Source organism: Flavobacterium bomense, assembly GCF_003970355.1.
Map to the genome: position 1 here is coordinate 76,464 of NZ_RYDJ01000014.1, position 13,707 is coordinate 90,170.

The 13,707-nt window shown below is 34.4% G+C and carries 9 protein-coding genes; 4 read left to right on the plus strand and 5 right to left on the minus strand.

Annotation, left to right across the window (positions count from 1 at the left end):
- Positions 1-594 precede the first annotated feature (594 nt).
- Complete coding sequence (locus tag EKL98_RS12010; RefSeq protein ID WP_233589430.1) at positions 595-2,604, minus strand: glycosyl hydrolase family 95 catalytic domain-containing protein; 2,010 nt, start codon at positions 2,602-2,604, stop codon at positions 595-597.
- A gap of 320 nt (positions 2,605-2,924) precedes the next feature.
- On the opposite strand from EKL98_RS12010, the gene EKL98_RS12015 reads away from it, so the two are divergent.
- From EKL98_RS12015 to EKL98_RS12030, 4 genes are all read left to right on the plus strand, one after another.
- Entirely contained in the window at positions 2,925-4,514 is a 1,590-nt protein-coding gene (locus EKL98_RS12015) for a glycoside hydrolase family 32 protein (RefSeq protein WP_126562630.1), read from the plus strand.
- A 49-nt stretch (positions 4,515-4,563) separates the two neighbouring features.
- On the plus strand, positions 4,564-5,892 hold the full coding sequence (locus EKL98_RS12020; protein WP_126454209.1) for a sugar porter family MFS transporter: 1,329 nt from the start codon (positions 4,564-4,566) through the stop codon (positions 5,890-5,892).
- Positions 5,893-5,894: 2 nt separating this feature from the next.
- On the plus strand, positions 5,895-6,782 hold the full coding sequence (locus tag EKL98_RS12025) for a carbohydrate kinase family protein (RefSeq protein ID WP_126562632.1): 888 nt from the start codon (positions 5,895-5,897) through the stop codon (positions 6,780-6,782).
- 550 nt (positions 6,783-7,332) lie between these two features.
- Positions 7,333-8,361, plus strand: coding sequence for a LacI family DNA-binding transcriptional regulator (locus EKL98_RS12030; RefSeq protein ID WP_126458431.1), 1,029 nt, complete (start codon positions 7,333-7,335; stop codon positions 8,359-8,361).
- 19 nt (positions 8,362-8,380) lie between these two features.
- Here EKL98_RS12030 and queG read toward each other — a convergent pair whose 3' ends face one another.
- The 4 genes from queG to EKL98_RS12050 form a co-directional block, all read right to left on the minus strand.
- Positions 8,381-9,301: a tRNA epoxyqueuosine(34) reductase QueG gene (queG, locus tag EKL98_RS12035; protein WP_126562634.1), complete on the minus strand. Its 921-nt coding sequence runs from the start codon at positions 9,299-9,301 to the stop codon at positions 8,381-8,383.
- Positions 9,302-9,442: 141 nt separating this feature from the next.
- A complete protein-coding gene (gene ruvB / locus EKL98_RS12040; RefSeq protein ID WP_126454217.1) occupies positions 9,443-10,465 on the minus strand; it encodes a Holliday junction branch migration DNA helicase RuvB in 1,023 nt (340 codons plus the stop codon).
- 266 nt (positions 10,466-10,731) lie between these two features.
- Positions 10,732-12,528: a cytochrome c oxidase subunit I gene (locus EKL98_RS12045; RefSeq protein WP_126562636.1), complete on the minus strand. Its 1,797-nt coding sequence runs from the start codon at positions 12,526-12,528 to the stop codon at positions 10,732-10,734.
- Between the two features lie 30 nt (positions 12,529-12,558).
- Complete coding sequence (locus tag EKL98_RS12050) at positions 12,559-13,695, minus strand: cytochrome c oxidase subunit II (RefSeq protein WP_126562638.1); 1,137 nt, start codon at positions 13,693-13,695, stop codon at positions 12,559-12,561.
- Positions 13,696-13,707 lie beyond the last annotated feature (12 nt).

Here is a 13,707-nt window from a genome sequence, read left to right on the forward strand (position 1 = left end):
TTTCGATTTTAAAATTAATACTTTAAAAAATTAATACTAAAATTATACTAAACACAAAAAAAAGATACTAAAAAACATATTATTATAATTTAGTGGCTTTTCCACTTCAAATCAATTGTATATTACTCAATAGAAAAGCTTTTTACAAACTAAGATTACGAATTACTCATCATAATGAAGTTTTTTATACCAAATCGATAATCCAAAATAAGCCGCGTCAAATGTCTAAAAATAGTACGCCATACCTATCAATACTTCGTTTTTTACTCCGTGTTTCAACGGCTAAAAAAATCACATTTACTAAACGTATGAAAATGTAATTGCCTTTAAAATATAAATTCGGAATAAATTACATAATTAAACCATTTATCACTTCATCCTATTTATTTTATCTAAATAATCAGTCCTAAAATAGTAAAAGCAATCATGCAGCTTTTTCTGTCGAAAATTTAAATTGAATAAAACCCAATGGCTTCTAAAAACAAAAAAACCACGAATACTATAACAATCTTCAAAATAGATTGCTTGTATATTCGCGGCAAAAATTATTTAAAGTAACCCGTTGGGTGTAATTACACCCAACGGGTTACTGTATTATTTGATAACAATTGTTTTATTATCCACTCCCAGTCCAATAATCTTAAGTGATTTCCATTGTTTTGGCAGCAGTCCCTTGTTGTATTTCAATCCCATATCCGTTTGTTCCACTCCGCCAAAACCATAAATAACGGCTTGAAGCATTGCTCCGGCTCCAGTAGCAAAATAAGGGTTATTACTATTGGCTGATTCCGAAAATACGCCAAAAGGAGGCCGACTGTTAGGTAAATACGATTTCACAAAATAACTATAGGCTTTATCTCTATCTCCCAATCGAGCATATAGAACCGATAAAACTCCGGAAGCCATAGCTGGACCATCTTTTTTATCAATTTTTTCGGCGTAATATTCCAAATCTCTTTTTATTTGTTCTTTGTCAGTGATTGTATGCAAAGGATATGCTAATAAGTTGACATCTGCCTGTTTGATCATTTGTCCTTGATATCCTTTATAATTTTGAGTAATCCCATCCTTTTTATGAATCACTAATTTCTCTGATACTGCTATCCATTCTGGATTGATCGGCTCATTTAAAAGTGTCGCTGCTTTAATCGTATTTTTCAAAGACTCGATCGCTGATGCATTGGTAAAAGCATTGTCATCTACATGTTGCGCATACTCATCGGCACCAACTACATTCAAAATAGAAAAACTTGCGTCTTGATTTTTAACTACTCTGCTTACCCAGAAATCGGCTGTTTCTTTAAGAACCGCCCATTCTTTTTTCAACCAAGAAGTGTCTTGTGTATAGGCGTAATAATTCCAAAAAGCTATCGAAACATCTGCTGTGATGTGCTGTTCAAAAATACCTGTCAAGGCCCAAGTTGGTGTTGCTTCTTCTCCTGTATCATCAGATTCCCAAGGATACATTGCTCCTTTGTACCCATAAATAAAGGCTTTTTGTTTTGCTTTTTGCAAACGATCTGAGCGATAATCCAAACATGATTTTGCCATATCAGGTTGCAGTGCCAAGAGCGTTGGATACATCCAAAGTTCCGTATCCCAAAAAATATGTCCGTTATAGCCTTGAGACGACAACCCCATAGGCGCAATACTTTGTCTGGTTCCTGGACGTATATAAGAATACAAGTTATACAACGCGAAACGCACCCGTTGTTGCGCATCCAGATCGCCTTCAATTTGTATGTCACCCGTTTTCCATAATTCAGCCCAAGCTTGTTTGTGACGGTTCAATAATTCATCAATTCCTTCCTGCAGCGCATAAATAGGTTGTCTTTCGGATTCGTTCAAAGGATCCGTAACATCCTTGGAAGTGCAAATTCCTCCTGCAACCGCAAAACGGTATTTTTGGCCTTTGATCAATTTTTTAATAAACCCAACTTCATTTCCGGTTTGTTTTAAGGTTTCGCTTTCATCATCAAAAAGAAAAGTTGTTGAAGCGGCCACTGTATATTTACCGGTTAGCGTTTTAGCTGTAGTACCAAAAACCGGCATTAAATACTGATTGTCCTTTAAGACCCGAAACTGACTTTTTGCCTCTTTCAGTTCATCAGGAACAACCATGTAATTGTTAGCGGTAATTTCTATATCCTTAATAGGAGTAATTTCGACAATTGCCATCGCTGAAAAAGGAACAGCTCTATTAGCCAAAATCGTGTAATTAATTGTGGCTAAATCTTTAAACGAAAAGGAAGTGGTACTCATTCCTTCTTTCATTGAAACCACTTGACTCCAATTATCGATATTGTCTGATTTGATTTCTTGCCTATTGATATTCAAATGCAGATTCAAAAACTCTATTCCGCGTACTATTCTGCTGATCCCATTTTCAGGACTTCCGTCATACACGCCATTCAGGATAATTTCTTTTGTTTTGAGAGGTGTGTCGTCAGTAACGATTCCTATTTGACCATTGGCCATGGCAACTCCAAAATAATTCTCTCTGGAATTAGCATATAAGTGCCATTCGTCTGATTGGGCTTGACCACAAACCCCAGTACTAACTAAAATCATGAAAACCAATATTTTAACTGTTGAATTCATCATATAATATTTTAATAATATTTTCAAACATATATAAATTATTCGTTAAAAATGTACATCGATCCAGATAGTAGGTGAAATACAAATCGAAAACGTTTTCGACTCATCAAAAACGTTTTTGGTCGATTCCAAATCAACAATTACAAATTATAATTCTATTTTTATGAAGATAAGTAATAACCATGGTATAATATCGTATTTTAAAATCAGGATAAAATTATGTAACAATATGATTTAAAGCTGTTTTACTTAAAGTTAATTCTTTTGACTTTACGACTTTTAAACTTTCGACTTACTTACTATACTAATTAATCCTTTTTTTAATGAAGTTCACAAATAAAATCACCTATTTTTTTATACTATTGGGAGTCTCTTTATCCTTGTTTTCCTGTAAAAAAGAAACTAAAAATGATGTTATCACCATTGATGCTTCTGGAAAATTAGCAGTAGATTCCTCTAAAAAATACAAAGAACCTTTTAGACCGCAATTTCATTTTTCTCCGGAAAAAAAATGGATGAATGATCCTAACGGAATGGTTTTCTATAAAGGGATTTATCATTTATTTTACCAATATTACCCAGATGATATCGTTTGGGGACCAATGCATTGGGGACACGCCACAAGTACAGATTTAATCCATTGGACACACCAAAAAATCGCTTTGTTTCCTGACAAATTAGGAATGATATTTTCAGGAAGTGCCGTTGTAGATTTAAAAAATACTTCTGGTTTGGGAACAAAAGAAAATCCACCAATGATTGCCATTTTTACCTATCACGACATGGCAGGCGAAAAAGCGGGCAAAAGAAATTATCAAACGCAAGGATTGGCATATAGCTTAGACGAAGGCGAAACTTGGCTCAAATACAATGGAAATCCAATCATAGGAAATGTTGATCAGAAAGATTTTAGAGATCCTAAAATGTTCTGGAATACCGAAACTAATCTTTGGAATATGGTATTAGTAGCAGGAGATCATGCACAATTTTATACTTCCAAAAATTTAATTAATTGGAAATTTGAAAGTGAATTTGGTAAAAATATAGGAGCTCATGGCGGTGTTTGGGAATGTCCTGATCTTTTCAAATTAAAAATTGCCGGTTCCAATGAAGAAAAATGGGTTCTACTCATTAGCATCAATCCCGGTGCACCACTTGGTGGTTCAGGAACACAATATTTCATTGGTGATTTTGATGGAAAAAGTTTTAAAACCACCCAAAAAAACATCAAATGGATTGACAATGGTACTGATAACTATGCCGGAGTCACGTACAATAATACGCCAGAAAACAAACGGATATTCATAGGCTGGATGAGCAATTGGCTGTATGCCAGAAATACGCCTACCAAAAACTGGAGAAGCGCCATGACGTTGCCAAGAGAACTTTCGCTTGCAAAAATCAATGGCGATTATGTCCTAAAAAACGTTCCTGTGGAACAATTCAAAAAACAAGAGACCATAGCCTTTTCTAAAGATGAAATTATCCTAAAAGCGAATCAAAAAACTACATTTAATTACCAATATTTAAATCAATCAGCAGTACAATTTAATGCTAAAAATAAAAATTTAAAATTGGTTTTTTCCAATGATGTAAAGGATTCTTTGGTCATGAATTACGATGCGAAACGAAAGACTTTTTCTGTTGACAGAAGACATTCCGGCGTAGTCAATTTTGAAAAAAGTTTTGGAGAAGAAATACACAACACCAAAATTCCAAATATAATTTCTGAGGCTATTGATTATCAAATCATAGTAGATTGGTCCTCAATAGAAATTTTCCTCAACGGTGGCGTTTACAGTTTCACAGAACAAATTTTCCCTAACAAACCATATACCAAACTAACCATTCAATCCGATGAAAATCAAGAAATTAAAAATTTTAGTATTGCTGAAATAAAAGGAATCTGGTAATAAAATTCATTTATAATAACCAAAACCACTAACTAAAAAAAACAGAATAATGAATAACAAAAAAATACTCTATTGGTCCATTATCGTTGCCTTTGCAGGATTTCTATTTGGATTTGACACCGTCGTAATTTCAGGAGCAGATAAACAATTGCAACAACTATGGGGTTCTTCTGATTTGTTTCATGGATTAGTAGTGATGTCATCCGCATTATGGGGAACGGTTATTGGCGCTATTTTTGGTGCGTTTCCAACGAATATTTTAGGTCGGAAAAAGACTCTAATAATTATAGGATTACTGTTTTTGGTTTCTTCCATTGGAACTGCATTCGCAAATGATCCCATTTTCTTTTCCGTTTTTAGATTTCTTGGCGGAATTGGTATTGGCGCTTCAACCATTGCTGCTCCAACCTATGTTTCTGAAATTGCTCCTGCAAAAGACCGTGGAAAACTGGTTGCTTTGTACCAATTCAATATTGTTTTTGGGATTTTAATCGCCTTTACATCCAACTACTATTTGCAAGATATAGGAGAAAATGCCTGGCGATGGATGTTAGGAATACAAGCGTTTCCATCTTTCATTTACACACTTCTGGTATTTGGAATCCCGGAAAGTCCGCGTTGGATTTTAGAATACAAAAAAGACAGACAAAAAGCAGTCGCTATTTTGAAACAAATCAATAGTGACGCAGCAGTAGAAGCGGAAATTGCTGCTATAGAAAAAGAAACTGTTCAGGAGGGGAAAAACGAATCTATTTTCATGGCTAAATATAGAAAACCATTGCTCTTAGCGTTTTTTATTGCCTTTTTCAATCAGCTCTCCGGAATTAATGCTTTTTTATATTATGCGCCTCGAATTTTTGAATTGGCAGGATTAGAAAAATCTGCCTCTTTTTTGAGTAGTATCGGAATTGGGATAATCAATTTAATATTTACCATGATTGGAATCTCGCTAATAGATAAATATGGTCGAAAAACGCTCATGTATTTGGGTTCGGTAGGATACATTATTTCTCTAGGATTAGTGACAACCGCCTTTTATTTTGAATGGAAAGGAATGGCTGTTCCGTTATTTTTCTTTTTGTTTATAGCCTCACACGCCATAGGTCAAGGAGCCGTCATTTGGGTATTTATCTCTGAATTGTTCCCGAATAAACTTCGAGCTGCCGGAACCTCTTTTGGCACTTCTGTACATTGGATTTTAGCAGCATTAATCCCATCATTCATTCCGTTTTTGTTTAAAGAGATTGGAACAACAACCGTTTTTGCCGTCTTCTGCATAATGATGGTTTTCCAATTGCTTTGGGTATTTACAAAAATGCCGGAAACCAAAGGGAGAACATTAGAAGAACTATCTGAAAGTTTGTCAAAAAAAGAATAATTATGACCAAAAAAATAATCTGTTTCGGGGAAGTTTTATTTGACGTTTTCCCAACGCACCAAAAAATCGGAGGAGCGCCATTGAACGTGGCGCTGCGTTTAGCATCACTTGGTATTGATGCTCAAATAATAAGCCGGGTAGGAAATGATGAAATCGGAAAAAAACTCCTTGCCTTTGTTAAAAAAAATGGAGTTGTTACCGATACGATTCAAGTTGATAAAAACGCTTCTACCGGACAAGTTATTGTTCAATTAAATGAGAAAGGAGCTGCTTCATACACAATCAATTATCCGGTTGCTTGGGACAAAATTATATGTATTCCGGAAGACGAAATAATGGTCAAGAAAGCAGATGCACTAGTTTTTGGGAGTCTTGCATGTAGAGATTCTGTTTCGCACGATTCCCTATTAGAAATAATTAACTATGCAAAATATGCCGTTTTCGATGTTAATTTACGTGCTCCTTTTTACACTAAGGAACTACTGATTAATTTGATGATGCAGTCAGATTTTATAAAATTTAATGATGAGGAATTGTATGAAATAAGTGCTTTTATGAATTCACCATACCATTCATTAGAGCAAAATATTCTATTTATTGCTACACAAACGAATACAAAACACATTTGCGTTACAAAAGGAAATCATGGTGCGGTGTTGTATTACAATGAAAAAATGTACTACAATAGTGGCTATAAAATAGATGTTGTAGATACCGTGGGTTCCGGAGATTCTTTTTTAGCCGGATTGCTTTCTAAACTATTAAAGGATGCCGATCCCCAAGAAGCAATTGATTTCGCTTGTGCAATAGGAGCCATTGTAGCCAAAAATGAAGGAGCCAATCCCAAAATTTCAAATAATGAAATTAGTGCCTTTATGAATCCATGCTAGTTTAGCGAAACTGATTTTTAACAATTACAACAACCCAAAAAAAACCCATGCATCTGTAAATCAATCATGAAAAGATTGATTTACAGAAATTTTTTAGGATAACAAAAAAGTTATTGTTCTTTTTTTTAGGGTTTTAAACAAAAGTATTGAACTTTGAAAAATCCCATTATCAACGAAATAGCCACTCAATTACGGATTTCTAAAACCCACGTTTCAGAGTCATTGAAGGAATGCCGAAATCTATTAAAGAAAACAATTCCCTTCTGGTTTTAAGTACATTAAGATCGGAACACGTATAAATGAAAGAACGTCAACCTAGGATGTTCCCGCCTTTACTAAAAATGGCAGATCCAATTAGTTTATGTAACGAATGTGTAATAATTTGTTTTATTATTAAAAAATTACAGAAATAAGATAAAAATCAATACCTTGGTAAGGAATATTTGAACTTATAGTCTTTTTTATACCTATGTCAAAGACTGAAAAAGGACGCACAGCAAAGTTACTATAAACACCTTTTCTTAAAATTAAATACGTAGAAATTCGATTCATGAAAGACATTACTCTTAAGGAAATTGCAACAAAACTGGGAATTTCAATAACGACTGTTTCAAAAGCGCTTAAAAATTACCCTGATGTTAGTGAAAAAACTAAAAAAGCAGTAATTGAACTTGCCCAGCAATTACACTACACTCCTAATAGTTTTGCTGTAAATTTAAGAACAAAAGAATCAAAAACCATTGGTCTAATTATTCCTGAAGTTGTACATCATTTCTTTTCGAATGTGGTCAATGCTATCATCAACGAAGCTGAAAAAAACGGCTATTTAGTAATCATTTTACAATCAAATGAGACACTGGCTTTAGAAAAAAAACAAGTAGAACTGCTTATAAACAAAAGAGTTGACGGAATCATCATGTCCTTATCAAATGAGTCCAATAATGATGATCATATAAAAGAAATAATGAATAGAAATATTCCTTTTGTTATGTTTGACAAAATAGCAAAGCTTTCTAAATGCTCGAAAGTAATAATTGATGACCAAAAAGCGGCCTTTAATGCAGTGCAACACTTAATCGACACTGGTTGTAGAAAAATAGCACACATTAGAGGGCCATTGAATCCACAAAATTCAATAGATCGGTATATTGGATATAAAAAAGCATTAGAGAAAAATAACATTCCTTTTGACACAAAATTAGTTTTTGCATGTGAAAATGTGACTTTTGAAGAAGGAAGATATTTTGCTAAACAGATTATTCAAGAGCATGCTGATATAGACGGCATTTTTGCTATAACAGATCTGGTAGCAGTGGGAGTATTAGACTATTTTAATGAAAACAAAATCAATGTCCCGGAACAAGTAGCGGTAATTGGTTTTAGCAATTGGTTTATATCGCAAGTACTGACTCCAAAACTTAGTACTGTAGATCAGCCAAGCCATGAAATGGGAATTGAATCTTTTAACTTATTGTTAGAAGAAATGAATTGTCATAAAGAAGGAATTCCTTTTACTCCAAGAACTGTTGAATTAGAAACAAGCATTATTGTTAGAGAATCTTCTACAAAATTCAAATAAATTAAGTTTCAAAATTTCGTTACTGTAAAAAATCAATATTCCTTTTTAATCCTTGAAACTTGGCTCTTTTAATTGGTGAGTTTTTAAAAACAGCTTTAAATGTTTCTTCAGTAATTTCTATCCAATCTTTTTTGGACAAGGACAGTAATTCTGGATTTGGGTTAAATAAAGGTTCATTATGTGCTTTTGAAAACTTGTTCCAAGGACAAACATCCTGACACACATCGCATCCAAAAGCCCATTCATCAAATTTACCTTTCATCTCCTGAGGGATATTTTCTTTTAATTCAATTGTAAAATAGGAAATGCATTTGCTGCCATCTACTACATAAGGCGCAACTATTGCCGCTGTAGGGCACGCATCTATACAAGCTGTACACGTACCACAATGATCGGTTGTAGGATTGTCATAGTCTAAATCTAAATCGATAATGAGTTCCGCGATAAAGTAAAAAGAACCTACTTTTTGTGTCAATAAATTACTGTTTTTGCCTATCCAACCCAAACCACTTTTGGCAGCCCAAGCTTTGTCAAGGACTGGAGCAGAATCTACAAAGGCCCGACCAGAAACATCTCCGATTGTAGATTGAATAGAAAATAAAAATTCTTTGAGTTTTTCCTTGATCACAAAATGATAATCCTGACCGTACGCATATTTTGAAATCTTATAAGAATCTGTATTTTGCAGGTCTTCTGGATAATAATTTAACAACAGTGAAACTACACTTTTAGCATCCTCAACGAGTAAAGTTGGATTTAAACGCTTGTCAAAATGGTTTTCCATATAGTACATTTGGCCATTTCTATTGTTCTCCAACCAGTTTTCTAACCGCGGTGCTTCTTGTTCCAAGAAACCAGCTTTAGCTATTCCACAGGATAAAAATCCGAGACGTTTCGCTTCAGATTTGATAAATTGCGTGTATGTCGCTTTTGTATTAATATAGTTAAAAAATAGAAGTTAATAAACGGGATTCCAAGACCTGATAGCATCGGCGTCTCCCGATTAACAAAAACTACGGCTGAAAAAGCCTTGTTTTCTATATCGGAAATACAGCGGAAAGCGGGAAACAGCTCCTAAAAATCAGAATAAACCGCCTTGATTGTTTGTTTTTAATTTCCCTAAATGTTGATATGCTTTATCGGTAACTTCTCTACCTCTTGGCGTACGCATAATAAAACCTTCCTGAATCAAAAATGGTTCATAGACTTCCTCGATTGTTTCACTGCTTTCAGATACGGCTGTCGCCAAAGTAGATAAACCTACAGGTCCGCCTTTGAATTTATCGATAATTGTATTTAGTATTTTATTATCCATCTCGTCCAGGCCATGAGCATCTACATTAAGTGCTTTTAAGGCGTAACGGGCAATTTCTATATCGATAGTGCCATTCCCTTTTATCTGGGCAAAATCACGCACACGCCGTAACAATGCGTTCGCGATGCGAGGAGTTCCACGACTACGACCAGCTATTTCTATAGCTGCCTCCATGGATATAGGCATTTTAAATATAGTAGCACTTCTTTCTACGATTGTGGTGAGTAACTCAGTGGTATAATATTGTAAGCGGGAAGAAATTCCAAAACGCGCTCTCATAGGAGCGGTTAATAAACCAGAACGCGTGGTGGCTCCAATTAAGGTAAATGGATTTAGATTGATTTGGACGGTTCTTGCATTAGGTCCAGATTCAATCATGATATCAATCTTAAAATCCTCCATAGCAGAATACAAATATTCTTCTACTATTGGACTCAAACGATGAATTTCATCAATAAATAAAACGTCTCTTTCTTCTAGATTAGTCAGTAAACCGGCTAAATCTCCAGGTTTGTCTAAAACCGGACCGGAAGTAATTTTGATTCCCACTTGCAATTCATTGGCAAGAATATTGGCTAATGTTGTTTTTCCTAAGCCAGGTGGACCATGAAACAGCGTGTGATCAAGTGCTTCATTTCGTTGATTTGCAGCCTGAACAAAAACTTTCAGATTTTCTAATATTTGGTCTTGTCCTGCAAAATCATCAAAAGAAAGTGGTCTCAATTTTTTTTCAAGATCTAGCTCTTCTGAATTGTAACCATTTGCTGTTGGGTCTAAATTTTCATTCATATAACAAAGATAGCAAAGCAATATTGAATTATAAATTTAAATTTCAAATGCTATAAATAAAAAAGCAATACTATCAAGCAATCTATTTCAGTATGTTATTTTTTTATTCATTCAAACAAAATCCAGACACCACAATGGTTATAGAATGCACTGCATTGACAATTGAACTCTTCTATAAATACAGTGATTACACACTTACAAAAGGGATGAAAATTGAGTAATGTCCTAAAAAAAAGCCTCAACTTTCGCGAGGCTTTTTTTATATTTTAGTGATGTAAAACTTCTTCACCTTCTTTCATTGGAACATTTTGAGGTACAAAATCTACATCATGAGCTGGATTACTGTAGTCATAAGGCCAACGATGAACCTCAGGAATTTCTCCTGGCCAGTTCCCATGAATATGTTCCACAGGTGCAGTCCACTCTAATGTATTTGATTTCCAAGGATTCATTACTGATTTTTTACCGTAGAAGATACTACTGAAAAAATTGTACAAGAAAACCAATTGAAAGGCACCACCAATTAAAGCAAATATTGTGATCAAAACGTTAACATTTTGTAAATCATCAAATAACGGAAAGTTGGTGTTAGTATAGTAACGTCTTGGCAGACCCGCTAGTCCAATAAAGTGCATCGGAAAGAAAACTCCATAGGCACAAATTGCAGTTACCCAAAAGTGTACATATCCAAGATTCTTGTTTAACATTCTTCCAAATAATCTTGGAAACCAGTGATAAATACCTGCAAACATTCCATAAAGTGCAGAAATTCCCATTACCAAGTGAAAGTGAGCTACAACAAAATAAGTATCGTGTACATTAATATCAAGTGTACTATCCCCAAGAATAATCCCTGTTAAACCACCTGTAATAAATGTAGAAACCAATCCAATAGAAAACAGCATAGCCGGATTCAATTGTAAATTTCCTTTCCACAATGTTGTAATATAATTAAACGCTTTTACCGCTGAAGGTATCGCAATTAACAATGTTGTAAATGTAAATACAGATCCTAAAAACGGATTCATACCGGAGACAAACATATGATGCCCCCACACTATCGTCGATAAGAATGCAATTGCAATAATTGACATAATCATTGCTCTGTAACCAAAAATTGGTTTACGAGAATTTGTAGCAATCACTTCAGAAGTAATACCCAAAGCAGGTAATAAAACTATATAAACTTCAGGGTGACCTAAAAACCAGAATAAATGCTCAAACAATACTGGAGAACCTCCTTGATAATGCAACACTTCCCCTGCAATATAAATATCAGATAAGAAAAATGAAGTACCAAAGCTTCTATCAAAAATCAATAATAAAGCAGCTGATAAAAGAACAGGAAAAGATACTATACCAATAATAGCAGTCACAAAGAAAGCCCATATAGTAAGTGGTAATCGAGTCATAGACATTCCCTTAGTCCTTAAGTTAATTACCGTAACAACATAGTTCAAAGATCCCATTAAAGAAGATGCAATAAAAATAGCCATTGAAATTAACCATAATGTCATACCCATACCTGAACCAGGAATAGCTTGTGGTAAAGCACTTAAGGGAGGATATATCGTCCATCCTGAAGAAGCAGGACCAGCCTCAACAAAAAGGGAACTAATCATGATTACACTAGATAAGAAAAACAACCAATACGAAATCATATTCATAAAACCGGATGCCATATCTCGCGCTCCAATTTGAAGTGGAATCAATAAGTTACTAAAAGTACCACTCAGGGCAGCTGTTAAAACAAAGAAAACCATTATTGTTCCATGAATAGTAACCAATGCTAAGTAAATATCATTAGCCATGACTCCATTAGGAGCAAATTTATCCCCTAGTAAAATATTAAATATTCGGAAAGATTCTTCCGGCCATGCTAATTGCATTCTAAAAAGCATAGACATCCCAACACCAATAATCCCCATAATGATACCCGTAATTAGGTATTGTTTGGCAATCATCTTATGATCAATACTAAAAATATATTTAGTAATAAAAGTGTCTTTATGGTGATGTTCGTGTTCGTGATCTATTGCGTGATCGTGACCTTCTGCTGACATATATGTTTACTTTAAATTTTTTTTATAATATTATTTCATTGCCGTTACAGCAGCAGCAGTATCAGTACTTGCTCCAGTATCTACAGGAGCTGGCGTAGCTAAAGCTGCTTTAACTTCATTAACGATAGTAGCCTTCTCTTTCAACCAAGCTTTATAGTCTTCAGGAGTATCTACAATGATCTTCATTTGCATGTTGTAATGAGATGTACCACAAATTTTATTACAAAGTAACAGATAATCAAAAGTATAAGGATCTAAAGCTGCCTCTCCTTTTGCCACCAAACCAACACTTTTCTTAGCCCTTAAAGCATTAATATTTGCAACTTTTTCAACCATATAAGGCAATTCTCTGTATTCTACAGTGGTATAAACAGGCTCAAAAGCGAACTCAGTTACCATACCAGGAACACAATTCATTTGCGCTCTAAAGTGAGGCATGTAAGCAGAATGTAAAACGTCTTGAGAACGCATTTTGAAATGAATTTTCTTCCCTTTTGGAATATGCAATTCTGTTACCAATATATCATCTTGAGAATATGGATCCGATAAATCAACTCCTACAGCATTTGCACCTTCGATAAACCTTACATTTGCTTTTCCAAGTACGTTATCCTCTCCTGAATATCTGGCTTTCCAGTTAAACTGTTGCGCATATAATTCGATTACGATTGTATCTTCATCTTCATCAACAAACATAATATTATTCCAAGCATACAATCCATAAAGTATTAATCCTGCCAAAACTACTGCAGGAATAACGCTCCAAATAGCTTCTAATTTATTATTATCAGCAAAATAAAGCGCCTTTTGATCTTGTCTTCCTCTGTATTTGAAAGCAAAATAATGCAATAATACTTGAGTAATAGCCTGTACAATAAATATAAGGACCCAAGTTATGTTCATCAAATAATCTACTTGCGCACCATGTGCAGAAGCCGGAGTGTGAAGAACCAATGGCCCCCAAGTAAACAATCCATAAATTGAAAAAATATAAATGAAGGCTAAAAAACCAAACATTAAATAACCTTGAACGTTATTATCATTATCTGTAGCTACTTCAGAGCTATCGGGATTGGAACCAACTTGCGTCAGGTCGAATATTTTAGTCAATTGCCATAAAGCAACAGCTAATAAAACTAAAACTATAATTACCAACAAACTTGTCATCTGTTTTTTTCT